This window comes from Acidobacteriota bacterium, assembly GCA_016716715.1.
Lineage (GTDB): Bacteria > Acidobacteriota > Thermoanaerobaculia > UBA5066 > UBA5066 > Fen-183.
The window spans coordinates 290,265-317,229 of record JADJVE010000006.1 but is presented as its reverse complement, the minus strand read 5'-3'; the positions used below and the strand labels follow the sequence as shown (position 1 = coordinate 317,229).

Below are 26,965 nucleotides of genomic sequence, written 5' to 3'. Positions count from 1 at the left end.
GGGGCGATCCAGCGACCCCATGACGACAGACGACCCGATCGGCCTTCCTTCCGACGCAGAACCGACTCTCGACCGTGACCCGTCGCGCCCGCCCGCGGTCGCGGGTGCGGCGCCGTTGCCGAGCGAGATCGGCGGGTTCCGCATCCTCGGCAAGCTCGGCGAGGGCGGGATGGGGATCGTCTACGAGGCCGAGCAGCGGAATCCGCAGCGCCGCGTCGCGCTCAAGATCGTGCGCGGTGGGCACTTCGTCGACGATCAGTACCTCCGGATGTTCCGGCGGGAGACCGAGACGCTGGCCCGGCTCACGCATCCGAACATCGCGGCGCTCTACGAGGCGGGCCGCACGGATGACGGCCAGCACTTCTTCACGATGGAGCTGGTCCTCGGCGAAACGCTCGCCGCGTGGGCGCGACAGCACCTCGGCGGCGACCAGCCGAGCCCCTCGCAGATGCGCGAGCGCCTGCGGCACTTCGTCACCATCTGCCAGGCCGTCAACTACGCGCACCAGCGCGGCGTCATCCACCGCGACCTGAAGCCCTCGAACATCGTCGTCACGGACGCCGGCGCCAAGATCCTCGACTTCGGTCTCGCGCGCATCACGGACGCGGACGTGGCGGGGGCCACGGTGATGAGCGAGGTCGGGACGATCCACGGGACGCTCTCGTACATGAGCCCCGAGCAGACGCGCGGCGACAGCCGCGACATCGACCTCCGATCCGACGTCTACTCGCTCGGCGTCGTCCTCTACGAGCTTCTCTCCGGAAAGCTCCCGTACAACACGCGCGGCATGTCGGTGGTGCAGGCGATCCGCGTGATCTGCATGGAGCCGCCGAAACCGCTCGACCTCGACGCCGACCTTCAGACGATCGTGATGAAGGCGCTCGAAAAGGAGCCGGACGGCCGCTACCAGAGCGCCGCGGCCCTCGCGGAGGACGTGGAGCGGTACCTCGAGAACCAGCCCATCCTCGCGCACCCGCCGAGCACGATCTACCACCTCAAGAAGCTCGTCGCGCGGCATCGCGGGATGGTGGCGGCCGCGGGCGTGATCGCGGCGCTGCTGGTGGCGCTGGGCGTGACGATGGTGGTGCAGGCCGGGCGCGTGCGAAAAGAGCGCGACCGGGCGACGGCCGAAGCCGCGAAGGCCAGCGCGATCAACTCGTTCCTCATCGACGCGCTGGGTGCCGCGGACCCGTGGTCGAAGGGCTCGCGAAACGTGTCGCTGCTGGACGCGCTGCGCCAGGCGCAGGAGAAGGCGCTCGTCTCGCTCGCGAGCCAGCCGCTCGTCGAGGCGGCGGTGCTGCAGACGATCGGGACGACGTTCTCGAACCTCGCGGAATTTCCCGAGGGCGAGAAGGCGCTGAAGGCGTCGCTCGAGCTGCGCGTCAAGGCGGCGGGCGCAAAGAGCGCCGAGGCCGCGGAGTCGCTCTCCGCGCTCTCGGAGATGTACACGCTTTCGAAAAAGTACGCCGAGGCCGAGACGTGCGCCCGCGAAGCGCTCGAGATCGTGCGCGGCATACACGGCGCCGAAAGCGTCGAGGCCGCAGCGGCGATGTACGGCCTCGGGATGGCAGAGAGCGGAGGCGGGAAGATCAAGCAGGCGAAGGTGACGGCCGAGGAGATTCTCCGGATCGTCCGCGGGCCCGCCGCCGCCGGAAAGCCGCAAGCCGCGAAGGTGGAAACCGACGCGCTTCTCATCCTCGTCTATGTCGCCACCACCGAGGAGGACTATCCGAAGCTCCTCGCTCTGACGCGCGAGCGCCTGGCGCTGACGAAGAAGAGGCAGGGGGACCGGCACCCGGAGGTGGCCCAGGCCCTGAGCGATTTCGCGCTGGGGCAGATGTATGCGGGCGATCTCGCCGGCGCCGAGCGCACGTATCTCGACGTGGTCGACCTCGACATCGCGCTCCTCGGGCCGGATCACCCGGAAGTCGCGTCCGCGCGCGAGAACCTCGGGAACGTCTACTTCCGCAGCGGCCAGCTGGACAAGACCGCGAAGAACCTCGAGGTCGTGCTCGCGATGCGCCGCAAGGCGCTGGGCGACGACTCGGAGCCCGTGGCGCGGACGCTCGCGAACATCGGGACCGTCTACCTGCGCGCGGGGAACTACGAGGCGTCGGTGACGAACTATCGCGAGGCGATCGAGCGCCTCTCGAAGAAGCTCGGCCCCGACCATCCCGACGTCGGCACGACGCTCTCGGGCCTCGGCCAGGCGTATCGCAAGCTCGGGAAGTTCCCGGAATCCGAAGCCGCGTTCAAGCGCGCGCTGAACATCCAGGTGAAGGCCCTCGGCGAGGACCACGCGGTTTCGCAGAGGACGATCAAGGCGATCGCCGGCCTGTACACCGACTGGAAGAAGCCCGCCGAGGCGGCGGCGTACACGGCGAGGCTGAAGCCGGCGGAGACGAAGGCGGCGGGGAAGTAGGCGATTCCAACGCCTCGGCCTAAGAAGCCACCGAAATCCTGAAATTCCACCGGGGTTAAAAAGGCTTCGCCAGCTGTCGGAACTATTGGGGGGGCCTGCCCTTGGGGCCGGCTCGCCCCGCAGAATCACGATGCCTACATATTGGAGGCCTCCATGAAGAGAGTGGTCCTAGCCACCGGCTTGGCCCTGCTGCTGGCGGGGTGCACGGGGATCGAGTTCGCCCCCGTCCCGCTGAACAACGCACTTCCCCAAAGCTTCAAGGAACGGACGCTCTACCCGCGCACAGAGATCTTCCGACACCAGCTACCGGAGCTCGCCGGGTCAATCCTGTACCGCAAGGGCGGTACGAACGAATTCGACCGCGGCGCCCGTGTCATCAAGCCGGGCGTCGAGGTGCCACTTCAGACGATAAAGGAGACGGATGCAGCGGTGTATTCGTCCAAGATCGACCGGGGCGCGTCGGTCCAGGGTTCGTACCTCGCCTTCGCGGCGTCCCTTGGAGAAGAGCAAACCGCTTCCGTCGACATGCGGGACACGGTCATGGTCTTCATTCACTGGAACGACGTGCCACTGGACGAACTGTCGAAACTGGTGCAGAGCCCGAACCCGAATCCCGGCACGCATCGATACTGGGTGCAGGCGGCGCTGGTCACGGCCATCACGATTGACAACTACGCTGAAATTTCCACCAGCGCCTCCGGAGTCCTCGGTGAAACGTTCGGGGCGAAGGGCAACGCATACAACAAGCAGGGTGCGACGACTCACGATTACTGGATCTCGATGGAGCTGCTCGACCTCGAGAAGCTTCTCGGGAACACCAAAGGAATCGCAGCCTTACCGGCGCCTGGTTCGAGTGAGCGCCAGGAGTTCGTCAAGAAGCTCAAAGCGGATACGGTGAAGATCGAGAAGGTGAAGTGGACGAAGGCGAACTAAATTCCTCCCCTGCCTGTCCGCCTCAATGGCGGGCAGAGGGAGCCCCGCGCCGCTTCCCCGTCACCGCCCCGTCCCCATCTGCAGCACGATCGGTGACGCCTCCGCTTCGCCGACCGTGACGATCGCGAGGATGCGTTGGCCGTCGGCGGAGACGCCGAACGGGGTGTTTCCCGAGACGGAGGCGAGGCGCAGGGCGGGGTTCCGGAAGAGCGGCTTGGCGGTGCCGGCCGTGAGCGCGCCCTGCGTGAGCGTGATCGGGACGGCGACGAGCGTGCGGTCCGGGGCGAGGTAGAAGAGTTCCTTCCCGTCGCGCCGCCACATGGGCGAGGCGCCGCCGCCCGTGGAGACCTGCCACTTGGCCGTCGACGACGGGAAGGCGCGGACGAAGACCTCGGAGCGGCCGGACTCGTCGGAGACGTACGCGATGAAGCGCCCGTCGGGCGAGAACATCGATCCCCACTCCTCGGCGGGCGTCTGCAGGAACGGGAGCGGTGCTCCTCCGCCCTTCAACGGCAGGATCCAGATGTCCCGAGGCTTTCCGGGCTCGCTCTGTGTGTAGCTCAGGAAGCGCCCGTCGGGCGAGAAGCTCTCCGGAAACTTCCAGACTGGGTTCTCGAGGAACGGCGTCGCCTCCGCGCCGGAGCCGATGTCCCTCGTATACAGGTCGAACGCTCCCTTGACGTCGGACGCGAACGCGATCGACTTTCCGTCGGGGGAAAAGAGGCCCGCGGAATTGTTGGCGACGCCGAGCGTCACGCGCGTCGTCCCCGTGGCGGCGTCGATCACGTAGAGAGCGCTGACGTCGCGCACGGGGTCCGTGATGTCGACGAGGACGCGGCGATCGTCCCGCGAGAGGTCCATGTCCCCGAGGACCGACGGCGCCCCGACGGTTCCGAGCGGCCGCCCCTGGCGGTCGAACCACGTGAGTTGGCTCTTGAGGATGCCGCCGCGGCGGAACGCAAGCGTTCCGTCTTCCGCCACCGAGTAGGCCGTGAGCCCGTCCGTGTTGAGGTTGCGCCAGACGTCCTCGGCCGCCGGCGCCGGCTCGCCGGAGACCGCGAGAGTGCGGAGGTCGAACGCCTGGGCGAGGAGCGTCGCCTCGCGCACGAAGTAGAGGCGCCCGCGCGCGTAGGCGCCGCCGGTCGAGGATTCGACGAGACGGGTCCTCTTGCCCCCGTCGACGGAGCCTGCCTCGACCATGAGCCGGCCCGGAGGCTTGGGCCTGCGGCTCATGAAGAGGAAGCGCTTGCCGTCCGGCAGGAAACGCGGCCAGCGGTGCGAGGTCTCCGCCGTGGCCGGATCGAACGTCGTGACGGGTTTGGCGGTTCCGCCGGACGCGGGGATGCTGAAGATCGCTCCGCCGCCCTCCGGGGCGAAGACGATCACGTTCTGCGAGCCCCAGCTTCCGCCGCGATGCTCGGGCGCGTCGGCGAGTTCGCGCGCCGGCCCGCCGGCGAGGTCGACGCGTTTCAGCTTCCCGGCCGCGAAAAAGCCGATCGAGCGGCCGTCGGGAGAAAAGAAGGGCGCGTCCGCGTCGTCGGTGCCGGGCAGAGCCTTCGGCTCGAGGGAGTCGAGGCTCCGGACGTAAAGCTTCGTGTGGCCGTCGGGGCCGGCTGCCGTGAAGGCGATCTGCTGGCCGTCCGGCGAGAGGTCGATGGGTCCCGACGACTGCGTGCCGGCGGGCGGGAGGACCGCGAGCTTCAGGGCGCGCGCGGGCGTCGCCTCCGGCGCGCGAGCGCGAAGCGCGAGCGCCCCCGCAGCGGCCGCGAACGCGGCCGCAAGCACCCAAGAGAGATAGAGGAGGTTCTTGCTCCCTCTCGCGGACGTCGGCGCAGCGCTTCGACCTACAGTGGGGTTGGGCGCCGGGGGATTTTCTTCGAAGGGTAATTGGCCGGAGGAACTGGACGTTGCGGCGATCTCCTCCTCGAGGGTGATGCGCGCATCCCCGATGTCGCGCAGGCGCTGCTTGACGTCGCGCTGGAGGCACCTGCGCAGCAGCTCTCTCACCTTCAAAGAAATCGGCGCGCGAAGCGCGCTCCAGTCCGGTTCTTTCATCAGGACCGCCGCGAGGACGTCGCTCACGGTTTCGCCGTCGAAGGCTCTCTTCCCGGTGAGCATCTCGTACAGCACGCAGCCGAACGCCCAGACGTCCGTGCGCTTGTCGACGGGCTTGCCGCGCGCCTGCTCGGGGCTCATGTAGGCCGCGGTCCCGAGGATCATTCCGGCCGCGGTGCCGCGTGCCGTGAGCGTCGGGGACTCGGTGACGCCCGCCCCCGAGCCGGGCTTTCCAGGGTCTCCCTCGAAGATCTTCGCGAGGCCGAAGTCCAGCAGCTTCACCTTGCCGTCGGGCGTGACCTTGACGTTCGCGGGCTTGAGGTCGCGGTGGACGATGCCCTTCTCGTGCGCCGCCTCGAGCGCTTCGGCGATCTGCCGCGCGTAGGAGAGGGATTCTTCGAGGGGAAGAGGGCCAGAGGCGATGCGCTGCGCGAGGTCTTCGCCGTCGACGAGCTCCATCACGAGGAGGTGGCGGGAGGAAGAAGAAGAGGAAGAGGGGATTTCTTCGAAGGAATAGATGGCGGCGATCGCGGAGTGATTGAGCGCTGCGAGGAGGCGCGCCTCCCGCTCGAACCGCTGCCTTCTCTCTTCACCTTCGAAGAACTCTTCGGGCAGGACCTTGATTGCGACCTCTCTCGCGAGGCGCGGGTCCCTCGCCCGGTAGACCTCTCCCATCCCGCCGGCGCCGAGCGGGGCGAGGATTTCGTACGGTCCGAGCCGGGTTCCTGCGGTGATGGTCATCGAGGTGTGGCGGGAGTGTAGCCGGAGCGAATCCGCGACTTACTCCCCGTGCCCCTCCCCGTGCTGGCTCACGTTGTCGCCGTCCTCCGGCCTCAGCTCCCGGAACACGACGGCCGAGAGGACGGTCATCGCGCCGAGGACGAGGAGCGCGAGGTGGATGCCGTGGAGCAGCTCGTGGGGCTGCGACCGGAACCTGTCCGGAATGAAGATGGCCGTCACGAGCGAGGCGGCGGCGACGCCGAAGCTGAGGGACATCTGCTGCATGGTGCTGGAGATGGTGCTGGCCATGCTGGTGTCGGGCGCGGCGACGTCGGCGTAGGCGAGCGTGTTCATGCTGGCGTACTGCAGGGACGCCGCGGCGCCGAAGACGACCGAGAAGACGACGATGAGGACGACGGGGGTGCCGGTGCCGATCGTGGCGAAGAGCGCGATGGCCGCGCCCATCAGGATCGTGTTGGCGAGCAGCACGCGCCGGTAGCCGAGACGCCTCAGGATGCGCGGCATCACCGCCCTGATCCCCAGTGCCGCGATGGACTGCGGCATGAGCAGGAAGCCCGACTGCACGGCGGTATAGCCGAGGCCGACCTGGTAGAGGAGCGGGAGGAGGAACGGAATGCCGCCCGCGCCGAGGCGCGTGATGAAGCTGCCGGCGATGGACGACCGGAACGTGCGGATGCGGAAGAGGCCGAGGCGGAGGAGCGGGTGCGGGGCGGCGAGCGCGTGCCGGAAGTAGCTCGCGAGGAGGACGAGCGAAAGGACGAAGAGGCCGAGGATCGCGCTCGCGCCGAGCGCGTGCTCGCCGAAGACCTCGAGGACGTAGGAGAGAAGACCGATGCCCGTGCCGAAGAGGACGCCTCCGAAGACGTCCAGCTTCGGGACGCTCCCGGAGCGGTAGTCCGGGAAGCGGCGGAGGATGAGGGCGAGGCCGAGGAGGCCGATCGGCAGGTTGACGAAGAAGATGACCCGCCAGTGGAAGTAGCCCACGATGAGACCGCCCACCACGGGCCCAAGCATGGGCCCGATCATCGCGGGGATCGTCACGAAGGTCATCGCCTTCACGAGCTCGGACCGCTCGAACGTGCGCACGATGGTGAGGCGGCCGACCGGCACCATCAGCGCGCCGCCCATGCCCTGCAGGATGCGGCAGGCCACGAGGAAGTGGATGCTCGTGGAGAGGCCGCAGAGAAGCGAGCCGAGTGTGAAGATGCCGATCGCGGTGGCGAAGACGCGGCGCGTGCCGAACTTGTCCGCGATCCACCCGCTGACGGGGATGAAGACGGCGAGGCTGAGCGTGTAGCTCGAGAGGACCGACTTCATGGAGAGCGGCACGACGCCGAGCGCGTCGGCGATGGTGGGGACGGCCGTGTTGAGGATGGTGGTGTCGAGAGACTCCATCAGGAACGCCACCGCCACCATCCACGGCAGCAGGCGCTTGACGGAGGGGTCCTGGCTCAGCTCTTCCCCCTCCGGATCCCCTCGATCGCCTTTTCGCAATCGTCGTTGATGCGCTGGCGGTCGACGAGGTACTCGGCCTCGGCCTTCGCGCGCATCTCCGGGTCGGGCGTCTTCCTCATCGAGTCGCGGAACAGGATCTCGCGCTCGGCGAGGCGCGAGGAGGCGACACGCCGCGCCTCGGCGATGGCTTCCTTCTGCTTCGCGCTGAGCGGCGCCTCTTTCTTCGTGCCCGCCTCGCGGTCCTCGGCATTCAGGCGCTCCATCGCGAGATCGAAGGCGGTTTTCGGCTTGTCGCTCATGAAGTGGCTCCGGGAGCGTGCGTGCGCGAGGCGGCTTTTCGGGCTGCCTCGCGGCGCCCGAGGGGGGCGCGGGCTCGAACGCGGCGGCGAGGCTCGGGTCGCCGCGCGAGCCTGGCCTTGTTGAGTTCGTAGTCGGCCTCGAGCCGGATCCAGAGTTCCGCGCTCGTTCCGAGGGCGTCCGCCAATTCGAGGGCGGTCGCCCCGGTGATCCGTTTCCGGCCCCGGACGATCTCATTGACGGCCTGGAGTGGCCGATGCATCAGTTGCGCGAGGCGAGACTGGGTGAGGCCTCGCGCCTCCAGCTCCTCGGCGAGGACGGCACCCGGAGGAATTGCAACGTCGGGCCACGCGCGTTCAGTCGCCATAGTGCTTACTCACTTCCTCGACGCTGACGATCGTCCACGCGTCGTCTTCGAAGGCCACGATGAGTCTTTCTCGATCGCCGAGCCGAATCGCGTATTGGCCGCGACGGGCGCCCTTGAGAGGATGCACGTCCAGTGCCTTCAACGCGAAAAGGTCCCGTCCGTCCCTTGCCGCCCAGAGAGTGTTGACGCGCTGGATGTACGTCCTTCCCCCCCTCGAGCCCCATTCCCGCTGAGCCGTTCGGATCTCGTGGTAACAGCGCTCGAGCCGGCTGGTGACGAAACGGACGACCACTTCCGAAATATACCCTTTCACCCTAAAGGTGTCAATGCTTCTCCGGCGGTCGGGCCGGCGGGCCGTCCCAGGAACACTCTGGCCCGCCGCTTCAGCGCCTCGACCTCTTCTTTCGACCACGCGGAGGACGTCCGGAACGTCCTCTGGTCCTTCGTCACGACGTTCAGGGAGTAGCTCGGCGCGCCGTCGCTCCATTCGTGGGTCTGGATCTCGATGGCGGCGATCGCGTCGAGCGGGCAGCGGGACGTGTGCGTTCCCATCGCCGGAGCTGACGCCGTGTAGGTGAAGAGGCCGCGCGCGCGGTCGAAGCGCATGCGCGACCGGATTCCCGCGACGGCCGCGAAGACGAAAAAAGCCGTGACAGAGAGCGCCCCGAGCGAGATCGCCGCCGCGAAGAGGAAGAAAACGTTCGCGTAGCCGGTCCAGCGCGGCTTGAGGAGAAGCTCGTAGGGCGCGATCAGGGGGAAGAGGCCGAGGAGAAAGAAAAGGATCCTCTTCCCGACGAGCATCGGGGATTCGATCTCGAGGGCGTCCGCCGTCTCGACGACCGGAAGCTCGGGCGTGGCGGTCATCGCCGATATTCTCCGCCCGCGGGCGCGGAGACCTATACTCCTTCCGTTCGACCTCCCTTCCCTTGGCGGAGCGGACCGAGAACCGAAAGGTCCCCGCGACCCCAACCTGCCCCTCCCCACCATCTTCCAGCCGTGTCGTCCCCCGGGATGCGCGATCTCTCACAGAGGAATCTCATGAAGCTCTACGTTGGAAACCTGTCCTATTCCGTCAACGACTCCGTCCTCAAGGAACTCTTCGGCGCCTACGGCAACGTCGAATCCGCCCGTGTGATCTCGGACCGCGACAGCGGCCAGTCCAAGGGCTTCGGGTTCGTCGAGATGGCGGACGCCGACGCGCAGAAGGCGATGAGCGCCCTCAACGGCAAGGACCAGGACGGCCGTGCTCTGAAGGTCAACGAGGCCAAGCCCCAGGAAGCCCGCACCGGCGGCGGCGGCTTCGGCGGCGGCGGCGGCCGCCGCTACTGATCCGTATCTCGATCTGATTCTTCGGCGCCGGAGTGGAAACGCTCCGGCGCCTTTTCTTCAGGCGGCGGGTTCGGGCGAATCGCCCTCGGCGCTCGCCACCCGGTCCCGGCCCGCCCTCTTCGCCTCGTAGAGCGCCTCGTCGGCGCGCTTGAGGCAGGCCGCGAAGGTCTCGGCCGGGTCGTGGAACTCCGCGATGCCGATCGAGATGGTGGCCCGGGCGGGCGCCCCGTCGCGGCCGTCGACGATGGACTCGGCGAACGCAAACCTCCAGATCTCCGCGCGCTTCAGGGCGCCCTCGACGCTGGCGCCCGACATCACGACGACGAACTCCTCGCCGCCGACGCGGCACACGAGGTCGGAGGAGCGCACGTGACCAAGGAGCACCTCGGCGAGCCGCAGGAGGACGCGGTCGCCCACGGCGTGGCCGTGGGTGTCGTTGACGGACTTGAAGTGGTCGACGTCGATGACGGCGACGACGATGGACTCGCGGGTCCGCCGGGCCCGCGAGATGTCGCGCTTCATCGTCTGCTCGAGGTAGCGTCGGTTGTGAAGACCCGTCAGCGGGTCGCGCACGGCCTGCTCGCGGAGCTGCGCGTTCAGGTTCTCGATCTCCACCATGCGCGTGGCGAGCTCGGCCTGAATTCGGCGCTGTTCGGTGACGTCCTGCTTGATCGCGATGAAGTGCGTGATCGCGCCGCTCTCGTCGAGAACGGGCGCGATCGTCTGCTCCTCCTGGTACTCGGTGCCGTCCTTGCGCCGGTTGACGATCGTGCCGGACCACGACTCGCCGCGCGTCACGGTCCGCCAGAGGTTGGCGTAAAACCCGGGCTCGTGGCGGCCCGACTTCAGGACGCGCGTGTGCTTGCCCACGAGCTCTTCGGCGGAATACCCGGTGATGGCGCAGGCCGCCGGGTTGACCCACGTGATCGTGCCCTCGCGGTCGGTGATGACGACGCCGTTCGCGGCGGAGCGCAGCGCCGTGGCCTGGACGCGGAGCGCGTCGGGTCCGCGCGACGTGCCGCGCTGGTCGCGAATGGCGCAGGCGACGAAGGCGCGGCCTTCCATGGTGAACGGACTCAGCGAAATGTCGACGGGGATCTCCCGCCCGTCGGCGTGGAGCGCGAAGAGCTGGAGCCCGCGCCCCATGGGGCGCGGATGCGGGCGCTCGGCGTAGTGCTGCCGCTGCCGGACGTGGGAGCCGAAGCGGCCCGGCACGAGCGTTTCGACAGACCGGCCGGTGAGCGCGGCCGGGTCGTGCCCGAAGAGGGGGCCGCACGCCGGGTTGGCGAGGACGATCGTTCCGGAATCGTCGACGACCACGGTTGCGTCCGCGGAGCTCGAGAAGAGCGCGCGAAAGAACGTCCCGTCTGCGATCGCCTTCTGCGACATGGAGCGCGGATCTTAGCGTCGCGGTCGTCTGGTCGGCCGGCTTTTTGCGGCTCTTTGCGGGGCCGGCCCGCGGGCGATCTTCGCGGCGCTCTGGCCCGCGGCGGCGCCGCGGTACGCCTCGGCGAGAAGGCCCGCGAGCACTTTCCAGTTCGTCCTCCCGTCCAGCTTCACGCCCACCCATCCTCCCTTTCCGACATAGGGAGGGACATAGAAGCGCTTCGGGTCGGAGGCGACGAGCTCCTCCTGCGCGCCCTCGGGAGCCTTCAGCCACACGCCGGTAAAGCCGGCGCCGTGGTGGTCGTCCGCGAACATCGCGAACTGGCGCTCGCCCACCCGGAACGTCGGCGCCATCCACGCGACCTTCTCGTACGCCCCGGGAAATGCGAGACAGACGGCGCGGAGGCGGTCGAGGAGGTTCACGCGAGGACCCTGCGGCCGGTCAGTTCCCGCAGCCCGGGCCCGCCGCAGCGGACTTCGCCGGGAGCGCGAGGTCGAACGTGGCGTCCCACGAGTACTTCTCCCCGTCGCTCGTCTTTCCGCCCGTGGCGCGGCCGGAGATCCTGCCGCCCGGATCGATGGCGCCGGCGAGCTTCTGGAACGCGAGGTTCGCCTTCTCCGTGGGCAGCTTGAAGACCCACTGGCGGCTGATCATGACGGAGCCCGCGTGGTTGACGCTCAGCTCGACGCTCTTGACGGCATCCGGGCTCGCCTCGGGCTTGCCGGCGCCCGGGCAGAACGCCATGTGCATCATCGTGCGCGGCTTGCCGGCCTCGTCCTTGTCCTTCGCATAAGAGTTGAGGTGGAACATGTCGACCTCGGCGGCCGTGAACGGGGCGTCCGAGAACCAGAGCGTGACGCTGTGCTCGTCCTCGTAGACCGCCACGGCGCAGTGCTTCATCGTGACGGGCTTTCCGCCGAGGACCGCCTTGACGGTGCACGTGTCCTCGGCGAAGGCCGGGGAGGCGAGGGTGGCGAGAAACCCCAGGGCGAGGGCGCCGGTGCAGGACTTGTTCATGCACGGAGCCTATCCCCGGGCTAGACTGATTCTCAACCTGTGAGACGCGTCCTCCTCCATGACTCCCGGCGCCCGGTCCTCGTCGCCTTCGCCCTGGCGGCGGTTCTGCCCCTTGCGGCCGGAGCCGGGGACGCTCCCGCGCGGCTCGAGCCGTGGACGAAGGGCACGCTCGACGTCCACCAGATTTCGACGGGCCGCGGGAACGCGGCGTTCGTCGTCTTCCCCGACGGCACGACGCTGCTCTTCGACGCGGGCGACGCCGGGGACGGCATCCCGCTGGCCACCGCTCTGCCCGACGCCTCGCGCAGCGCCGGGGAGTGGATCGCGCGATACGTGCGGCGTGCGGCGGGAGAGAACGCCGTTCTCGACTACGCGGTCGTCTCGCACTTCCATCCGGACCACGTGTCCGGTCTCGGCAAGGTCGCCGAGCGACTGCCGATCCGAAAGCTCATCGACCGCGGCTACCCGGACTACGGCGAGCCCGCGGCGCCCAGGGGCGCCGTGTTCGACGGCTACAGGCGCGCCGCGGAGGACGCCGCGAGGAAGGGAACCGTCCGGGAGCGGGCGCGCGCCGGCCGCGCGGACCAGATCGTCCCCGTCCGCGCGCCGGGCCAGACGCCTGGGTTCGCGGTGCGCGTCGTCGCCGCGAACGGCGAGGTGTGGACGGGGAAGGGCGATGCGATCGCGCGCCGCTTCCCGGACCTCGCCGGCGTGCCCGCCGAGGACCGTCCGCCCGAGAACCCGTGCAGCATCGCGCTGCTGATCCGGTACGGATCCTTCTCGCTCTATACGGGCGGCGATCTCTACGGTGTTCCGGAGCCCGGAGCGCCCGCGTGGTGGGACGTCGAGACGCCGATCGCAAACGCGATCGGGAAGACGGACGTGATGGTCGTGGACCATCACGGCTCGATCGAACCCGCGAGCCCGTTCTTCCTCGCCACGCTCGCGCCGCGCGTGATCGTCGTGCCGGCGTGGTCGCCGACGCACCCGTCGCCCGACGTTCTGAAGCGCCTTCTTTCGAAGCGGATCTGGCCCGGCCCGCGCGACGTTTTCGTGACGAACCTCCGGGACGCCACGAAGGCGGCGATCGGTCCGCGCGCGTCGCAGGTCGCGTCGGACGAAGGTCACGTCGTCGTGCGCGTCGCACCCGGCGGGGCGTCGTACCACGTTTACGCCGTGGACGACCGAAGCGAGAGCGGCGCCGTGAAGTCCGTCCACGGGCCGTACGCGTCGTACGGCGCGCGCTGACGCGCCGACGGGCCCGGTCTCAGCGGCTGGCGGGAGGCAGCGGCGGCGGGTCGATCCGCGTGGCGGGAATCGGAGGCTCGGCCGCACCCATCTTGCGCGTCGCGAGGAAGACCGCGATCGTCCACGTGGGCGCGAGGTCGACGGCGGGGACGAGCTCGAGCGCGAACGCGGGCAGGAACGCCCAGTGCCAGCCGACGAGCGCGACCATGGCGATGCCGACGGCGACGTCGAGCACGGCGTCGAAGCCCGTGGCCGCACCGCCGGCGAAGAGCGGCAGGAGGCCGAGCTGCACGGCGTCGGCGGCGACCGCGAGGACGCGGGCGGCGAGGATGCGACGGCGGGACCGTTCCACGCGCCGACGTTAGGCCCGAACGCGCGGCACGGTCAACTCACGGCGCGTGACCCACCATGTCCGCGCGCGCGAACTGGGCGACCCCTGCGAGCGCCTCGCCGAGCGTGGACCCCGTCGCCTCCTCGTAGTCCTCGCCGCGCTTTGCTTCGGCGCGCCAGGCGAGGCCCCATTTGACCTTCCAGCCGTCGTCCTCGAGCTGCTTGAGCGTCAGCTCCCAGCGACGGTCCTTCTCCGCCCGGAGGGCGGCAATCGCCTGGAACGTGGCCTTCAGAAGCTCGAGGTCGAGGGCGTCGAGCTTCAGGTTGTCCGGAATCGGGACCTCGAGCGTCCTGCGGGCATGCATGGCGCCTCCTCCGGTCTCTGCCTAGAGGCCGTATCTCTCCACGATCTCGTTTTTCGACTTGCCGAGAATGTCGTGCTTCTTTCCCACCTTGCGGAACGCCTCGATGGCCCGGTCGAGCTGCGCGGTCGTGTGTGCGGCCGAGAGCTGCGTGCGGATGCGGGCCTGGCCCTTGGCGACGACCGGGAAGAAGAAGCCGACGACGTAGATGCCTTCGGCGAAGAGGTCGCGCGCGACGTCCTGCGCGAGCTTCGCGTTGTAGAGCATGACGGGGACGATGGGGCTCTCGCCCGCCTTGATGTCGAAGCCGGCCTCCGTCAGGAGCCGCCGCCAGGTCTTCGCGTTCTGCTCGAGCCGGTCTCGCCGCTCGGTCGAGGCCGAGACGAGGTCGAGCACCTTGAGCGTGCCGGCCACGATGACCGAGGCGAGGGTGTTCGAGAAGAGATACGGCCGCGCCCGCTGGCGGCACATCTCGACGATCTCCTTCCGGCCGCTCACGCAGCCGCCCGACGCCCCGCCGAGCGCCTTGCCGAAGGTCGTCGTGAGGATGTCGATCTTTCCGAGGACGCCGAAGCGCTCGGGCGTGCCGCGCCCCGTCTTGCCGATGAAGCCGGTGGCGTGCGAGTCGTCCACGAAGACCATCGCGCCGTGCTTCTCGCAGAGGGCCACGATCTCGTCCAGCTTCGCGAGGTCGCCGTCCATCGAGAAGACGCCGTCCGTGATCACGAGCCGGAGGCGTTTGTCCTTGTGCTCGACGAGCTTCTCCTCGAGGTGGCCCATGTCGGAGTGCTTGTACGTGTCCTGCGCCGCCTTGCAGAGGCGCATCCCGTCCACGATGGAGGCATGGACGAGGCGGTCGGCGATCATGACGTCCTGGTCGGACAGGATCGCCTCGAAGACGCCGGCGTTCGCGTCGAGGCAGGACGAGAAGAGAATCGTGTCCTCGGTCCCGAGGAACGTCGTGAGGCGGCTCTCGAGCTCGCGGTGAATGTCCTGCGTACCGCAGATGAAGCGGACGGAGGACATGCCGTAGCCCCGCCGCTCGAGGCCGAGGTGCGCGGCGGCGAGCACGTCGGGGTGGGACGAAAGGCCGAGGTAGTTGTTCGCGCAGAGATTCAGGACTTTCTTCGGCGGAGCGCCAGCGGGGAACTCGACCTCGATCTCGGCGCCCTGCGGCGCGTGGATGAAGCGTTCTTCCTTGTAGAGGCCGGCGGTCCTGAGGGCTTCGAGCTCGGCGCCGAGGACGTCGCGGAACGTGGCGGGGAGAGTTGCGGTCGTCATGTCACACCTTCACGGCGGTGAACCGCTCGACGAGGGCGGCGATCTTGTCGACGCTGTCGAAGGCGGCGGGAGAGGCGTCCGCGTCGGGGATCGTCACGGCGTATTTCTTCTCGATGAATCGCTTGAGGGAGACCATCGAGAAGGAGTCGACGATGCCGCCCGTGATGAGCGGCGTGTCGGTCCTGAGCTCGCGGTCGTCCCCCTCCTCGATGTACTCGCGGCGGACGTATTCGAGAATCGTCTTCTTGAGGTCGTCCATTCAGTCCTCCATGAGGGTGGAAAGGTCGCCGACGGGCTCGCCCCACTCCGGCGCGCGGAGGACCCGGCGCAGGATCTTGCCGCTCCGGGTGCGCGGGAGCGACGCCACGAAGGCGATCTCCTGCGGCATCGCGAGGGGAGAGAGGCGCTTGCGGACGAAGTTCATGATCTCGAGCTCGAGGTCGTCGCCGGCCGTGAAGCCGGGCTTGAGGGCGACGAACGCCTTCACGACTTCCATGTTCACGGGGTCGGGCTTGGCGACCGCCGCCGACTCGGCGACGGCGGGATGCTCGAGGAGCGCCGACTCGATCTCGAACGGGCCGACGAGGTGCCCGCCCGTGTTGATGACGTCGTCGTCACGGCCCACGAACCAGAAGTAGCCGTCCGCGTCCACGGTGGCGCGGTCGCCCGTGAGGTACCAGCCGTTCGCGAACTTCTTCGCGTAGCCGGCGGTGTTGTTCCAGTAGCCGCGGATCATCGAGGGCCACCCGGGCTTGAGGCCGATGACCCCGACGCGCCCCGGCGCCTTTCGGGGCTCGAGCGTCGCCGGGTCCAGTACGGCGGCCTTGATGCCCGGGAAGGGCTTGCCCATCGAGCCCGGCTTGACCGGCATGCCGGGGTAATTGGAGATGACGATGCAGCCGGTCTCCGTCTGCCAGTACGTGTCGTGGAACGGCAGCCCGAACGCCTCGCACCCCCAGTGGACCGCCTCGGGATTGAGCGGCTCGCCGACGCTCGCGAGGTGCCGTAGCGAGGAGAGGTCGTGTTTCAGCGCCGCCGGCGTCCCCTCGCGCATGAGGAGGCGGATGGCCGTGGGAGCCGAGTACCAGACGCTGATCTTTCGCTTCTCGATGAAGCCGTACCACCGGTCTGCGTTGAAGCCTGAGTCGAGGACGGCCTGCGTGATGCCGTTCGACCAGGGGCCGATGATCCCGTACGACGTCCCGGTCACCCAGCCCGGGTCCGCGTTGCACCAGTAGACGTCGTCGGGCTTGAGGTCGAGCACCCACTTCGCCGTCAGGTACTGCGACACGAGCGAGGCGTGGACGTGTTGCGCGCCCTTGGGCTGGCCGGTCGTGCCGGACGTGTAGTGGAGGACCGAGGCCGTCTCCGGCGCCGCGGGGAAGATGTGGAAGCGTTCGAGGCGCGGTTCGGAGTCGAGGTCGAGCGCGACCTCGCCGTCTTCCGCTTTGAGCGCGAGGCCCTCCGCGTCGACGACGACGACGGTGCGGAGGGCCGGGAGCTGGGCGCGGATGCGCCGGACCTTGGGCAGGTGCTTCTTCTGCGTGAGGACGGCCGCGGTTCCGGCGTCGAGAAGGCGCGTCGCGAGCGACTCCTCGCCGAACGCGGAAAAGAGAGGCTGGGCGACCGCCCCCATCTTGAGGATTCCGACGAACGCGATGTAGAGCTCCGGCACGCGGTCGAGGAAGAGGCAGATCCTCTCGGACGGCGCGAGGCCGAAGCGCGCGAGAGCGGCGGCGACGGCGTTGGAGAGGAGGCGCAGGTCGTCGAAGGTGTACGTCCTCTGGTTTCCGCCCGCGCCTTCCCAGAGGAGCGCCGGTTTCCTCCCGAGGCCGAGCCGGCAGAGCCGGTCGCTGAGGTGCCAGCCGATGTTGACGGGATCGCCGTGGCCCCACCCCATTTCCTTCTCGGCGATCGCCCAGTCGAAACCCCGGAGCCGTTCCTCGTACGAGCCGATGTTGTGGAGCCGTCTTTCCTCGAGGGTCTCCGTTACGTACATGCGTTCACCCCTGAAGCACGACGCTCGCCGAAGCGAGGCTGTCGGTGTGCGAAAGGGAAACCAGGACGCTCTTGACGCCGAGGCGGTCGGCCGCCTCTTTCGCGCGGCCGTGCAGGATGAGGCGCGGCGCCGCGTCACCCGTCCGCTCGACCTCGGCCTCGCGCCAGAAGTCGTCCGACGCCGGGCCCGCGAGCGCCTTGAAGAGCGCCTCCTTGGCCGCGAAGCGGGCCGCGAAATGCCGCGCCGGGTACCGCCGGGCCTCGCAGTACGCGATCTCGGACGGCGTGAAAACCCTGTCCCGGAACCCGGCTCCGTCCTTCTCCAGCTCCCTCGCCATGCGGGCGACGTCGAGGAGGTCGGTCCCGATCCCGAGGATCATGGGCGTGGCTCTTCCTACCTAGAGAGCTGGGTCTCCCGATGGCCAGCCGCCATGATTCAAGCTGCTCATGCGGGTAGGCTAGGCGCCATCCGGAAGCTCGCGCTCCTCGCCGCCCTTCTTCTCGCCTCGCCCCTTGCGGCGGTCGAGCCGACGCGTCTCGTCTTCGACCCGCAGCCCGGCCTCCCGCGCTCCGCGAACCGCCTCGCGGCCGGGCAGCGGCCGTGGATGTGGAGCGTGATGGACCTCGTGGGGCTCGACGCGCCGGGGCCCGACATCCGCGTCGTCCTCGCGCCGGAGTCGTCGCCGCTCGCGCGCGACGCGCCGGCGTGGGTGACGGGCTACACGGACGGCGTCTCGAACGCGGTCGTCATCCTCGCCGAGCGCACGCCGTCGTATCCGGACGGCGGGCTCGAGGAGGTGCTGGCGCACGAGGTGGCGCACGTCCTCATCCACCGCGCGGCGGGCGGAAGGCGCGTGCCGCGGTGGTTCAACGAGGGGCTCGCGATGCTCGCGGCCCGGTCGTGGCGCTTGCGCGACCAGACGGAGCTCGCGGTGGGGCTGCTGTCGGGTCCGCGCGTGCCGCTCTGGAAGCTCGACGACCTCTTCCAGGGCGACCGGCGGCAGGTTGAGCACGGGTACGCGCTCGCGGGCACGCTCGTGCAGGATCTCCTCGAGCGCTACGGCCCCGCCGTCCCGCGCATCGTCCTCGCGCGCCTCGCGCAGGACGACACGTTCGACCAGGCGATCCGCGGCGCGACCGGCGCGTCGCTCGTCGACGTGGGCGAGGCGTTCTGGGAACGGCAGGGCACGCTGAAGCGCTGGATTCCCATCCTCACGAGCACCGCGGTCCTGTGGTTCGGGGTCTCCGTGCTCGCGATCGCCGCGGGAATCCGGAAGAGAAGGCAGCGCGCGGCGCAGGCGAAGGCGATGGAGGAGGCGGAGGTTCCGGCGGCCGGCCCGGGCGAGGAGCCGCCACCGGACGAGATCGTGAACTGACGAGCCGCCCCTAAGTGACTATCCATGTTCAAGTTACATCATTTTGCGGGCACGAATCCGGAAATGGCCTTATACTTTCCCCGTTCGCACTCCTTTCTATATGACGGAGCGGACCGAGACCGAAAGGTCCCCGTCGACCTCAACCGTACCCTCCCAACCATCTTCCAATCGCGCACGTCCAACCGGCCGCGCGTTTTCCTAAGGAATCTCATGAAGCTCTACGTTGGAAACCTGTCCTACTCCGTCAATGACTCGACCCTCAAGTCTCTGTTCGAGCCCTTTGGCAACGTCGAATCCGCCCGCGTGATCTCGGACCGCGACACCGGCTCCTCGAAGGGCTTCGGCTTCGTCGAGATGTCCGACGAGGACGCCAAGAAGGCGATGGGCGCCCTCAACGGCCGCGAGCAGGACGGCCGCGCGCTCAAGGTCAACGAGGCCAAGCCCCAGGAGAACCGCGGTGGTGGCGGTGGCTTCGGCGGCGGCCGCAACCGTTACTAACCTGTAACGACTCGACCTGTTTCAATTCGGCGCCGGGCGGAAACGCTCCGGCGCCGTTTTCTTTTTCCGGAATAGACTCCCCACCGCGGGAGGGCCCCATGCCGTATCGCCTCGTCTATTCCTCCGAAGCGGCGCCGGATCTGACCCCGGCCGAACTCGAGGGGATGCTCGCGGAGTCGCGGATCCGCAACAAGGCGCACGGGATCTCGGGCGTGCTCGTTTTCGTAGACGGCGCGTTCCTGCAGGTTCTCGAGGGCGAGAAGAACGACGTGCTCGACCTGATGGGCCGGATCGACCGCGACCCGCGGCACCGCGGCGTGAAAGTGTTCTACGAGCAGGACACCGACGAGCGCGCGTTCACGTCGTGGAGCATGGCGTACCTCTCCCCGAGCGCCGCGGAGGTCGCGAAGTGGGCCGAGCTCGAGGGCGCGACGACGATCGGGGACGTCCTCGCTTCGGTCGAGGCGCACCCGGGGCAGCTGCCCGGGATGGTCGTCAACATCCTGAAGGCGCTCGCGAAGAACTAGGAGTTCCCGGATCAGCGCTGCGCCACGGCCGACAGGTTCGCGGCGTGAGTCTTGCCTTGGACGCTCCGCGCGGCGGCGACGAGCTGGGCGACGCGGTCGGGCGTCGGCGTAGGTGTGGGAGTGGCGGCCTTTGCGCCTGACGCCTGATTGATTTCCCTGATCAGCCCGCGTTGCTGCGTTTTCGCGCTGTTGATCGCCTTCACCTGGCCCATGATCGCCTTGAGGTCCTCCCGGGCGGACTTCGCCGCCTCCATCATCACGAGGAAGGCGATCGCCATGATGTCGCCGTCCCCGATGGCGCCCAGGTTTGAGTAGGCCCCGGCCCCGGTCGAAGTCGTCGCCCTGCCTGCCGGGGCTCGTTTTGCAACGAAGCGTGACCGGATCGTCTGCTCGAGCGCTGCGAGGTCGACCGGCCCGTTCTTTCGCGCCAGCGCCACCCCCTGGTCGTGCACCCAGGCGAGCATCTGCGGCGACGCCTGCCTCTGGAACTCGGCGGCGCGCGCCTCGAGGTCGGGCGGAATCGTGGCGGCGGCAGTGGAGAACGACGCGGCGAGCACGAGAGCGAGAACGCTGCTCACCTGGTACCTGCGAGGGCCTTCAGCGAGAAGGGTGGGGGTGGCGGCGCGTTTACGCATCGCGGGGCCTCCAGTTCCAGTCCATTCTCTCCCGATGCCTCTCGGGCCGAAATTCAGCCTCGCCTTCGGTCGACGACGTACGAGCGGTCGATCTTCGCGAGGCTCGTCGTGCCCGCCTGGCGCATGACCATCTCCAGCTCGCGCCGCAGGATGTCGAGCGCGGCCTCGACGCCCGCCTGCCCGAACGCGGCGAGGCCCCACACCTGCGGCCGCCCGATGCCGACGGCGGTCGCGCCGAGCGCGAGCGCCTTGAAGATGTCGGTTCCGCGGCGGATGCCGCCGTCGAGGATCACGGGGACGCGCCCCTTCACGGCCGCTGCGACCTCGACGAGGCTGTCGATCGAGGGGCGGAGGCTCTCCTCGGCGCGGCCGCCGTGGTTCGAGACGACGATGCCGTCGACGCCTCCGGCGAGGCAGAGCTCGGCATCCTCGCGCGTGACGATGCCCTTGAGGAGAAGCTTCCCTCTCCACGCGGCTCGGATGCGCGCGACGTAGTCCCACGTCGCGTCGGGCGGGAAGATCCACGTGACCTTCGAAACGTCGAGCCCCCTGAACATCGCCCGGCGGGGGAGCGCACCGGCGACGTCGAACGGGTCGGCCGCGTGGCACGACGAGCAGTCGCGCGTGTCGAGGCGTCGCCCGCGCACGACGGTCTCGCGGTTGGATCCGCCCTGCAGGTCGACGGTCAGAACGAGCGCGGGGCAGCCGGCGGCCTCGGCGCGCTTCATGAGGCCCTGCGCGACGGACCACTGATCGGTCGGATAGAGCTGATACCAGACCGGGCCGCCGCGCGCGGCGGCGACGTCTTCGACGCCGGTGGACGAGAGCGTGGAGAGGATCTGCAGGGTCCTCCGCGAGCGCGCGGCGCGCGCCGTCGCGATTTCGGCGTCGTCGTGGAACGCGCGCTGGCTGGAAACCGGGCAGAGGACGATGGGCGTTTCCCACGTCGTGCCGAAAAGGGAGACAGACGTATCGGGGGCGCGGACGCCAGCGAGACGGCGGACGCGCAGCGCGAGGTTCGCGAAGCCCTCGCCGTTCGCCCGGAGCGTCGCGTCGCCGTCGACGCCGGTCGCCATGTAGCCCCAGTGCGCGGGCGGAAGGTTCTTCTTCGCGATGGCCTCGAGCTCGAAGACGTCCAGCGCCTTCGCGGCGGAGTCGGCGAGCGGCTCGACCCCGTCGGCGAAGACGTCGAGGCTGCCGAGCCCGGCGAGGAGCGGGCTGGCCGCGAGAAAGCGCAGGAAATCGCGGCGGGCGACGTCGTTCACGAAGACCTCCCGGATGCGGCGGAGCGGCGGCGGATCAGCCGGGCGATTCCAGTGGCGAAGGGCGCGACGGGGAGCGGGTTGCGTGCCTACTTCATCGGCGGCGTTGTTGGGGTGCCGTTGCGGTTGATGGCCGCGGGATTGACGAGGCACACGCCCATGTTCGTGGCGCCGTGAGCGAGCTCGTTCTTGAACGTTGCGAGATTCTCGTACTGGCACTGGGGCGCAATGTAGTGGTGCGTGTGGCCCGCGTAATCCTTCTGGACCGTCGCAAGCTTCGCCTCGAGCCTATCGACGCGATCCTGGAGTGCGGAGATGAGCATGTAGTTCGCATCTTTCAACTGCGCGTAGGGGACAGCGGGCTTGATGGTCTGCGTCTCCTTTGAGACCTGTGCGGCCGAAGGCCGCGAACCGACGACGAGCGTCGCGGCAAGAAGGACGGCTCCGCACACTTCGAGAATGACGCGCAGATATTTCATTCATTGTTCTCCTGTCTGCGCGAACGATACCGCGTCTCACCGGAGCCCGGAAGGTTTTCCCCTCTTCGCGCCGGCCTCAGCGCCTCTGCGGCTGGGCGACGCAAATGCGCGCTTCCTCCAGGTTCCTACTTCATGTTCTGGATGATGGCGTCCTGGGTCGTCGACATCTTCTTCATCAGGTTCGAGAGCGTCGACATCATCTTGCTCAGGCGGTCCATCGCCATCTGGAGGCGCAACGACTCCATCTCGCCCATCTCCGACATGGAGTCGAGGTCGCTCTTGGCCTGCAGGCTCCTCGAGGCCTCGTAGAGCAGGAGGAACGAGAGAGAGTCAGCGGCGCCGCCGCCTCGGGTGTGAGCCGACCGGGCCTGAGCGGCGGCGTGAGCGAGGGCCTCGGGGTCGCCGGGTCCCTTCGCGACCTGGGGCGCGTTCTGGCTCGCCCAGGCCTTCACCGCGGGTGACGCCGCATTCCAGAGTCGGTCGCCGCGGGCCTTTACGTCGGGAGGAAACTGCGGAGTTCTCGGCCGCACTTTGACGAGATTTCCGCGGGACATGGTTCGCGGAGTCGGGGTGCTGTCGGCCGCGAGCGCCGCGGAAGCGCCGAGGCCGAAGAGTGCGAAAAGCACGAGCGCGGCGAGGCGACGTTGGCGCATCTGTGTTACTCCGGGGCGGCGCATGCGCGCCTCCTTCTGTCGTTGCAAGAGCGAGTCGCAATCTATGTCGCGGATCGAGCGCGCGCCAGAAGAAAGCCCGGGAAGCGTTAACGCGACGGGACTACTTCGGCGGCACCGCCCCGCCCGCGGGCCACGTCGTGTCGCCGATGCGGGTGAGCGTCATCTCGAAGAAGCGGACGGGGTCCTTGCCGGTCTCGAGGCGGTCGCCGACTTCCTTGAGCGTCCCGTCCTTGATGACGGCCGTGTACCGGATCGTCATGGGCCCGGCCGGGATTTCCCAGATGTAGCCGTCGGGCGTGGGCTTGATGACGAAGTCGCCGGCGTTGCCCATCGCGTACGAATGAAGCGTGTAGGCGTTCTTCGCGGGGTTGAAGGAGATCGTCCCGAACGCGTTGAACGAGACGCGCCCGTCCGCCTCATAGCCTTTCCCCTCGATGACCTTCACGGCGCCGTCGAGGAACGGTCCGATGCGCTCGGTCTGCGTGATCGTGTGCTTCTCGCCCGACGGGAGGATCGTCCACGCGGGGCCCCGCCAGACGCCGTCCATGGCCGCGAAGGCCTTCAGCGCGTCCTTCTGGGCGGTGAGGAGGGCCGCCGGATCAGGCCGGCCCTGCGCGAGGGCGGGGGCGGCCAGGCAGAGGGCGAGCATCAGCGGGAGACGGCGAGGTGTTTGCATGAGACGGATTCTCTCTCACTCCGGGTACGGCGCCGTGAGGAGCGCTGCCATCGAGCGCATGCCGCTCAGGTAGTGGCCCATGCGCAGGTTCTCGTCGTACGCGTGCTGGTTGTTGTCGGCGTTCACGACGGGGACCTGCACGAACGGCGCCTTCAGCGGCCCGACGATCGCGTGCGTCGGGAGCGTGCCGCCCATCATCCGGATGCGCACGAGCGGCGCGGCGGGCCATGCGCCGCCGAGCGCCGCCGCCGCCCAGCGGCCCACCGGTGCGTCGAACGGCTGCCGCGCGGCCTCCTCGGGTGCGTGCGCGTCGAATCGCGCGAGCTTCGGCCAGCGCGCGCGCTCCTCGTCCGTGGGGTCCTTCTCGACGAGGTGCCAGCCCTGCGCCTCGACGTGCTTCTTCAGGAGGCCGACGAGGAACGCCGGGTCGGACTCGACGGTCGTGCGCAGATCCAGCTCGGCGACGGCGTCGCGCGGGAGGACGTTCGCCGCCTTCTCGCCCACGCTCGCCGACGCGAGGCCGCGCACGTTGAGGGACGGGTACTGGAGCGACTCCTGGTACGTGACGCCGACCTTTTCCTGCTGCGATATGCCGACCCTCTGTTTCAGCGCGGCCTCGTCGTCGGGCACCTCGGCGAGCGCCTTGCGATCCGCTTCGGTGAGGTTCGTGCGCCCGTAGTACCCGGCGACCGTCACCCGTCCGTCCTCGTCCTTCATCGACGCAAGGAGTTTCGCGAGGCGCAGCGCGGGGTTGGGCACCCAGTTGCCGAAGTGCCCGCTGTGCAGCGGCGCGCGTGGCCCGTAAACGGTGAGCGTCACGGCGACGACGCCGCGGTTGCCGAAGGCGAGCGTCGGGCGGCTCGAGGCGTGGACAGGCCCGTCGAGGAGGACGACGGCGTCGGCCGCGAGGAGCGCGGCGTTGCCGGCGACGGCGGCGGCGATGCCGGGCGAGCCGACCTCCTCCTCGCTGTCGAGGAGAACCTTCACGTGGAAGGCCGGGTCGATCTTCTTCGCGCGCAGGAGATCGAATACGGCGAGGAACATCACGATCGGGCCCTTGTCGTCGGAGGACGAGCGCGCAAAGACGCGCAGCTCCGGGTCGAAGCCGGGCTTCAGGAGCTCGGCGCGGTCCACCTCGGCCCACTTCCCGTCGGGCCCGCGCCGCTTGACGACGGGCAGCCACGGGTCCTTCTGGGCCCACTGCGACGGGACGACAGGCTGGGCGTCGAAGTGGATGTAGAAGAGGACCGTCTTCTGCGCGGGGCGGGCCTTGCCGTACTCGGCGAAGACGAGCGGGCGGCCCTTGTTGTCGAGGAGGCGCGTCGTGAAGCCGCGCCGCGCGAACGCCGACTCGAGCCACGCGGCGTTGCGCTGGATGTCGGCGGGCTTCGCGGAGTCGTTCGGGAGGGAGAGGAACTCGAGGAACTCCGGGAAGGTCGCGACGGCGGCGGCGGCGATCGAAGCGTCGTCGACGCCCGGCGGAAGGACAGCGTGCGCCGGGAGCGCGGCGCCGGAGAGAGTTGCCCCGAGGCACATAGCGAGGGCGGGCGAGCGCATGCGAAGGCCTCCGGGAGGCACTCTACCGCCCTTGGCGTCCTAGACTGTGCCCGAACGGAGGGACCATGGCACGCCTCTCAGTCCTCGCTCTTTCTTTTGTCCTCGCGCTTCCCCTTTCCGCCGCGAACGCTTCGGCGCAGGCTCCCGCGAAGGAAGTCCTCGCCGCCGACTCGCCCCGCACCACGGCCGCGGGCGCGACGTTCACGGCGCCGGCGGGCTGGACGATCACGACGAAGGGCCCGCTCGTGGTGCTGGACCCGCCCGAGGGGGATTCGCATCTCGCGCTCGTGGACGTCGAGGCGAAGGACGCCGAGGCCGCGGTCGCCGCGGCGTGGTCCGCCTACAAGCCCGACGCGAAGCGGCCGCTGAGGCTCGCGACGCCGGGCGCCCCGCGCAACGGGTGGGAGGAGCGGAAGAGCTTCGAGTACGAGACCTCGCCGAACGAGCGCGTCGTGGTCGTGGCCGGCGCGTGGCGCGCCGGGAAGGCGTGGATCGTCTTCATCCTCGACGCGACCGAGCCGACGGCCGAGAAGCGCGGCGCGCCGATCGGTCTCGTCCTGCAGAGCCTCCGGCCGAAGGGTTACTCGCGCGAGACCTTCGCGGGGAAGAAGGCTCATCCGCTCGACGCCTCCCGGATCGCGGTCCTGAAGGCGTTCGTCGAGGACGGCATGAAGCAGTACGCGGTGCCGGGCGTCGGCCTCGCCTTCCTCGACGGCGGCAAGGTCGTGTGGGAAGGCGGCCTCGGCGTGAAGGAGCTCGGCAAGCCGGACAAGGTCGACGCGGACACGCTCTTCATCGCGGCGTCGAACACGAAAGCGCTCACGACGCTGCTCCTCGCCGAGCTCGCCGACGAGAAGAAGCTCGGCTGGAACCAGCCCGTCACGGGGGTCTATCCCGCGTTCCGGCTCGGCGACGCGGCGACGACGAAGCAGGTGCTCGTGAAGCACCTCGTGTGCGCGTGCACGGGTCTCCCGCGGCAGGACATGGAATGGCTCTTCGAGTACCGGAGCGCGACGCCCGCGTCGGCGCTCGGCCTCCTCGGCACCATGCAGCCGACGAGCAAGTTCGGCGAGGTCTTCCAGTACAGCAACCTGATGGCGGCCGCGGCGGGGTTCATCGGAGGAACGCTGTCGTATCCCGGACGCGAGCTGGGCGCCGCCTACGACGAGGCGATGCGGGTGAAGGTCTTCCTGCCCCTCGGAATGAAAAACACCACGTTCGACTTCGCCCGCGCCCTCAGGGGAAACGTCGCGCAGCCGCACGGCGACGACCCGGACGGGAAGACCGTGCGGGCCCGGATGGACCTGAACGAGTCCATCGTGCCGGCCCGGCCGGCCGGAGGCGTGTGGACGAGCGCCCGCGACCTCTCGAAGTACGTGGCGATGGAGCTGGCGAAGGGCGCGCTTCCGGGCGGCAAGCGCCTCGTCTCGGAGGAGAACCTCCTCGCGCGGCGCGCGCCGCAGGTGGCGGTCGGCGAGGACGTCACGTACGGGATGGGCCTCTTCGTGGACAAGAAGTGGGGAATCCCGATCGTGCACCACGGCGGCGACCTCGCCGGGTACCACAGCGACATGATCTGGCTGCCCGAGCACGGCGTCGGCGCCGTCATCCTGACGAACTCGGACGCGGGCGTCTCGCTGCGCGGGCCGCTCCTGAGGCGCCTCGTCGAGGTGCTCTTCGACGGCAAGCCGGAGGCCGAGGAGTCGATCCGCGTCGGGGTCAAGCAGCGGGCGGCGGCCATCGCGAAGGCGCGCGAGCGCCTCGTGATCCCGGCCGACGCCTCCGCGGCGGCGAAGCTCGCGCCGCGCTACGCGAGCAAGGCCCTCGGCGATCTCGCCGTGAAGAAGGGCGCGGGCGGCGCCGTCGTCTTCGACGTTGGCGAGTGGCACAGCGTCGTCGCGTCGCGCAAGAACGACGACGGGACGATCTCCTTCATCACGATCGACCCGACGATCGAGGGCTTCGAGTTCGTCGTGGCGGACAAGGACGGAAAGCGCTCCCTCGTCCTGCGCGACGCGCAGCACGAGTACGCGTTCGACGAGGCGAGGGCGAACTAGGC

At 69.0% G+C, this 26,965-nt stretch carries 29 protein-coding genes; 8 read left to right on the top strand and 21 right to left on the bottom strand.

Annotated features, from left to right (window positions below; all coding sequences use genetic code 11):
• The first annotated feature begins 19 nt into the window (after positions 1-19).
• Both IPL89_12050 and IPL89_12045 read left to right on the top strand, forming a co-directional pair.
• A complete protein-coding gene (locus IPL89_12050) occupies positions 20-2,422 on the top strand; it encodes a serine/threonine protein kinase (protein MBK9063908.1) in 2,403 nt (800 codons plus the stop codon).
• Between the two features lie 153 nt (positions 2,423-2,575).
• A complete protein-coding gene (locus tag IPL89_12045; GenBank protein MBK9063907.1) occupies positions 2,576-3,355 on the top strand; it encodes a hypothetical protein in 780 nt (259 codons plus the stop codon).
• Positions 3,356-3,415: 60 nt separating this feature from the next.
• Here IPL89_12045 and IPL89_12040 read toward each other — a convergent pair whose 3' ends face one another.
• From IPL89_12040 to IPL89_12015, 6 genes are read right to left on the bottom strand one after another with little or no spacing between them, the layout of a single operon-like run.
• Positions 3,416-6,151 (bottom strand): serine/threonine-protein kinase, encoded by a 2,736-nt coding sequence (locus tag IPL89_12040; protein ID MBK9063906.1) that lies wholly within the window; start codon positions 6,149-6,151, stop codon positions 3,416-3,418.
• Positions 6,152-6,190: 39 nt separating this feature from the next.
• Entirely contained in the window at positions 6,191-7,567 is a 1,377-nt protein-coding gene (locus tag IPL89_12035; GenBank protein ID MBK9063905.1) for a DHA2 family efflux MFS transporter permease subunit, read from the bottom strand.
• Positions 7,568-7,602: 35 nt separating this feature from the next.
• Positions 7,603-7,905, bottom strand: coding sequence for a hypothetical protein (locus IPL89_12030; GenBank protein ID MBK9063904.1), 303 nt, complete (start codon positions 7,903-7,905; stop codon positions 7,603-7,605).
• On the bottom strand, positions 7,902-8,270 hold the full coding sequence (locus IPL89_12025; GenBank protein MBK9063903.1) for a HigA family addiction module antidote protein: 369 nt from the start codon (positions 8,268-8,270) through the stop codon (positions 7,902-7,904). Before IPL89_12025 ends, IPL89_12030 begins: the two co-directional genes overlap by 4 nt.
• Entirely contained in the window at positions 8,260-8,562 is a 303-nt protein-coding gene (locus tag IPL89_12020) for a type II toxin-antitoxin system RelE/ParE family toxin (GenBank protein ID MBK9063902.1), read from the bottom strand. Before IPL89_12020 ends, IPL89_12025 begins: the two co-directional genes overlap by 11 nt.
• A gap of 17 nt (positions 8,563-8,579) precedes the next feature.
• On the bottom strand, positions 8,580-9,134 hold the full coding sequence (locus tag IPL89_12015; protein ID MBK9063901.1) for a hypothetical protein: 555 nt from the start codon (positions 9,132-9,134) through the stop codon (positions 8,580-8,582).
• A gap of 174 nt (positions 9,135-9,308) precedes the next feature.
• On the opposite strand from IPL89_12015, the gene IPL89_12010 reads away from it, so the two are divergent.
• On the top strand, positions 9,309-9,599 hold the full coding sequence (locus IPL89_12010; protein ID MBK9063900.1) for an RNA-binding protein: 291 nt from the start codon (positions 9,309-9,311) through the stop codon (positions 9,597-9,599).
• 57 nt (positions 9,600-9,656) lie between these two features.
• Here the strand turns inward: IPL89_12010 and IPL89_12005 are convergent, their stop codons facing one another.
• The 3 genes from IPL89_12005 to IPL89_11995 all read right to left on the bottom strand — a co-directional run bounded on the left by IPL89_12005 (position 9,657) and on the right by IPL89_11995 (position 12,003).
• On the bottom strand, positions 9,657-10,988 hold the full coding sequence (locus tag IPL89_12005; protein MBK9063899.1) for a diguanylate cyclase: 1,332 nt from the start codon (positions 10,986-10,988) through the stop codon (positions 9,657-9,659).
• 12 nt (positions 10,989-11,000) lie between these two features.
• A complete protein-coding gene (locus IPL89_12000) occupies positions 11,001-11,339 on the bottom strand; it encodes an MmcQ/YjbR family DNA-binding protein (protein MBK9063898.1) in 339 nt (112 codons plus the stop codon).
• 88 nt (positions 11,340-11,427) lie between these two features.
• On the bottom strand, positions 11,428-12,003 hold the full coding sequence (locus IPL89_11995; protein MBK9063897.1) for a hypothetical protein: 576 nt from the start codon (positions 12,001-12,003) through the stop codon (positions 11,428-11,430).
• 39 nt (positions 12,004-12,042) lie between these two features.
• Between IPL89_11995 and IPL89_11990 the strand changes: the two genes are divergently transcribed.
• Entirely contained in the window at positions 12,043-13,251 is a 1,209-nt protein-coding gene (locus IPL89_11990; GenBank protein MBK9063896.1) for an MBL fold metallo-hydrolase, read from the top strand.
• 19 nt (positions 13,252-13,270) lie between these two features.
• Here the strand turns inward: IPL89_11990 and IPL89_11985 are convergent, their stop codons facing one another.
• The 6 genes from IPL89_11985 to acpS are packed head-to-tail and all read right to left on the bottom strand — an operon-like array spanning position 13,271 to position 17,602.
• Positions 13,271-13,603: a hypothetical protein gene (locus IPL89_11985; protein MBK9063895.1), complete on the bottom strand. Its 333-nt coding sequence runs from the start codon at positions 13,601-13,603 to the stop codon at positions 13,271-13,273.
• Between the two features lie 37 nt (positions 13,604-13,640).
• A complete protein-coding gene (locus IPL89_11980; GenBank protein ID MBK9063894.1) occupies positions 13,641-13,946 on the bottom strand; it encodes a hypothetical protein in 306 nt (101 codons plus the stop codon).
• Positions 13,947-13,967: 21 nt separating this feature from the next.
• Entirely contained in the window at positions 13,968-15,224 is a 1,257-nt protein-coding gene (kbl, locus tag IPL89_11975) for a glycine C-acetyltransferase (GenBank protein ID MBK9063893.1), read from the bottom strand.
• Position 15,225: 1 nt separating this feature from the next.
• On the bottom strand, positions 15,226-15,483 hold the full coding sequence (locus tag IPL89_11970) for an acyl carrier protein (protein ID MBK9063892.1): 258 nt from the start codon (positions 15,481-15,483) through the stop codon (positions 15,226-15,228).
• Positions 15,484-17,223, bottom strand: coding sequence for an acetate--CoA ligase (gene acsA, locus IPL89_11965; protein ID MBK9063891.1), 1,740 nt, complete (start codon positions 17,221-17,223; stop codon positions 15,484-15,486).
• Between the two features lie 4 nt (positions 17,224-17,227).
• A complete protein-coding gene (acpS, locus tag IPL89_11960) occupies positions 17,228-17,602 on the bottom strand; it encodes a holo-ACP synthase (protein MBK9063890.1) in 375 nt (124 codons plus the stop codon).
• A gap of 51 nt (positions 17,603-17,653) precedes the next feature.
• On the opposite strand from acpS, the gene IPL89_11955 reads away from it, so the two are divergent.
• From IPL89_11955 to IPL89_11945, 3 genes are all read left to right on the top strand, one after another.
• Positions 17,654-18,598: a hypothetical protein gene (locus IPL89_11955; GenBank protein ID MBK9063889.1), complete on the top strand. Its 945-nt coding sequence runs from the start codon at positions 17,654-17,656 to the stop codon at positions 18,596-18,598.
• 210 nt (positions 18,599-18,808) lie between these two features.
• Complete coding sequence (locus tag IPL89_11950; protein ID MBK9063888.1) at positions 18,809-19,096, top strand: RNA-binding protein; 288 nt, start codon at positions 18,809-18,811, stop codon at positions 19,094-19,096.
• 98 nt (positions 19,097-19,194) lie between these two features.
• Positions 19,195-19,623: a BLUF domain-containing protein gene (locus IPL89_11945; protein MBK9063887.1), complete on the top strand. Its 429-nt coding sequence runs from the start codon at positions 19,195-19,197 to the stop codon at positions 19,621-19,623.
• An 11-nt stretch (positions 19,624-19,634) separates the two neighbouring features.
• On the opposite strand, the gene IPL89_11940 is transcribed toward IPL89_11945, so the two are convergent.
• The 6 genes from IPL89_11940 to IPL89_11915 all read right to left on the bottom strand — a co-directional run bounded on the left by IPL89_11940 (position 19,635) and on the right by IPL89_11915 (position 24,906).
• Positions 19,635-20,180: a hypothetical protein gene (locus IPL89_11940; GenBank protein MBK9063886.1), complete on the bottom strand. Its 546-nt coding sequence runs from the start codon at positions 20,178-20,180 to the stop codon at positions 19,635-19,637.
• 131 nt (positions 20,181-20,311) lie between these two features.
• Positions 20,312-21,538, bottom strand: coding sequence for an alpha-hydroxy-acid oxidizing protein (locus IPL89_11935; protein MBK9063885.1), 1,227 nt, complete (start codon positions 21,536-21,538; stop codon positions 20,312-20,314).
• Positions 21,539-21,609: 71 nt separating this feature from the next.
• Positions 21,610-21,999, bottom strand: coding sequence for a hypothetical protein (locus IPL89_11930; protein MBK9063884.1), 390 nt, complete (start codon positions 21,997-21,999; stop codon positions 21,610-21,612).
• Between the two features lie 125 nt (positions 22,000-22,124).
• Positions 22,125-22,652 (bottom strand): hypothetical protein, encoded by a 528-nt coding sequence (locus IPL89_11925; GenBank protein ID MBK9063883.1) that lies wholly within the window; start codon positions 22,650-22,652, stop codon positions 22,125-22,127.
• A gap of 121 nt (positions 22,653-22,773) precedes the next feature.
• Positions 22,774-23,349 (bottom strand): DUF1579 domain-containing protein, encoded by a 576-nt coding sequence (locus tag IPL89_11920; protein MBK9063882.1) that lies wholly within the window; start codon positions 23,347-23,349, stop codon positions 22,774-22,776.
• 15 nt (positions 23,350-23,364) lie between these two features.
• The gene (locus IPL89_11915; protein ID MBK9063881.1) at positions 23,365-24,906 is read right to left on the bottom strand and encodes a M20/M25/M40 family metallo-hydrolase; all 1,542 of its coding nucleotides are present in this window, start codon (positions 24,904-24,906) and stop codon (positions 23,365-23,367) included.
• A gap of 65 nt (positions 24,907-24,971) precedes the next feature.
• Between IPL89_11915 and IPL89_11910 the strand changes: the two genes are divergently transcribed.
• Entirely contained in the window at positions 24,972-26,963 is a 1,992-nt protein-coding gene (locus tag IPL89_11910) for a beta-lactamase family protein (protein MBK9063880.1), read from the top strand.
• Positions 26,964-26,965 lie beyond the last annotated feature (2 nt).

Coding starts and splice junctions, on each gene's coding strand:
- IPL89_12050 (MBK9063908.1), top strand. CDS start 20: ATGACGACAGACGACCCGATCGGCCTTCCTTCCGACGCAGAACCGACT.
- IPL89_12045 (MBK9063907.1), top strand. CDS start 2,576: ATGAAGAGAGTGGTCCTAGCCACCGGCTTGGCCCTGCTGCTGGCGGGG.
- IPL89_12040 (MBK9063906.1), bottom strand. CDS start 6,151: ATGACCATCACCGCAGGAACCCGGCTCGGACCGTACGAAATCCTCGCC.
- IPL89_12035 (MBK9063905.1), bottom strand. CDS start 7,567: ATGGTGGCGGTGGCGTTCCTGATGGAGTCTCTCGACACCACCATCCTC.
- IPL89_12030 (MBK9063904.1), bottom strand. CDS start 7,905: ATGAGCGACAAGCCGAAAACCGCCTTCGATCTCGCGATGGAGCGCCTG.
- IPL89_12025 (MBK9063903.1), bottom strand. CDS start 8,270: ATGGCGACTGAACGCGCGTGGCCCGACGTTGCAATTCCTCCGGGTGCC.
- IPL89_12015 (MBK9063901.1), bottom strand. CDS start 9,134: ATGACCGCCACGCCCGAGCTTCCGGTCGTCGAGACGGCGGACGCCCTC.
- IPL89_12010 (MBK9063900.1), top strand. CDS start 9,309: ATGAAGCTCTACGTTGGAAACCTGTCCTATTCCGTCAACGACTCCGTC.
- IPL89_12005 (MBK9063899.1), bottom strand. CDS start 10,988: ATGTCGCAGAAGGCGATCGCAGACGGGACGTTCTTTCGCGCGCTCTTC.
- IPL89_12000 (MBK9063898.1), bottom strand. CDS start 11,339: ATGGCGCCGACGTTCCGGGTGGGCGAGCGCCAGTTCGCGATGTTCGCG.
- IPL89_11995 (MBK9063897.1), bottom strand. CDS start 12,003: ATGAACAAGTCCTGCACCGGCGCCCTCGCCCTGGGGTTTCTCGCCACC.
- IPL89_11980 (MBK9063894.1), bottom strand. CDS start 13,946: ATGCATGCCCGCAGGACGCTCGAGGTCCCGATTCCGGACAACCTGAAG.
- kbl (MBK9063893.1), bottom strand. CDS start 15,224: ATGACGACCGCAACTCTCCCCGCCACGTTCCGCGACGTCCTCGGCGCC.
- IPL89_11970 (MBK9063892.1), bottom strand. CDS start 15,483: ATGGACGACCTCAAGAAGACGATTCTCGAATACGTCCGCCGCGAGTAC.
- acsA (MBK9063891.1), bottom strand. CDS start 17,223: ATGTACGTAACGGAGACCCTCGAGGAAAGACGGCTCCACAACATCGGC.
- acpS (MBK9063890.1), bottom strand. CDS start 17,602: ATGATCCTCGGGATCGGGACCGACCTCCTCGACGTCGCCCGCATGGCG.
- IPL89_11955 (MBK9063889.1), top strand. CDS start 17,654: ATGATTCAAGCTGCTCATGCGGGTAGGCTAGGCGCCATCCGGAAGCTC.
- IPL89_11950 (MBK9063888.1), top strand. CDS start 18,809: ATGAAGCTCTACGTTGGAAACCTGTCCTACTCCGTCAATGACTCGACC.
- IPL89_11945 (MBK9063887.1), top strand. CDS start 19,195: ATGCCGTATCGCCTCGTCTATTCCTCCGAAGCGGCGCCGGATCTGACC.
- IPL89_11930 (MBK9063884.1), bottom strand. CDS start 21,999: ATGAAATATCTGCGCGTCATTCTCGAAGTGTGCGGAGCCGTCCTTCTT.
- IPL89_11925 (MBK9063883.1), bottom strand. CDS start 22,652: ATGCGCCAACGTCGCCTCGCCGCGCTCGTGCTTTTCGCACTCTTCGGC.
- IPL89_11920 (MBK9063882.1), bottom strand. CDS start 23,349: ATGCAAACACCTCGCCGTCTCCCGCTGATGCTCGCCCTCTGCCTGGCC.
- IPL89_11915 (MBK9063881.1), bottom strand. CDS start 24,906: ATGCGCTCGCCCGCCCTCGCTATGTGCCTCGGGGCAACTCTCTCCGGC.
- IPL89_11910 (MBK9063880.1), top strand. CDS start 24,972: ATGGCACGCCTCTCAGTCCTCGCTCTTTCTTTTGTCCTCGCGCTTCCC.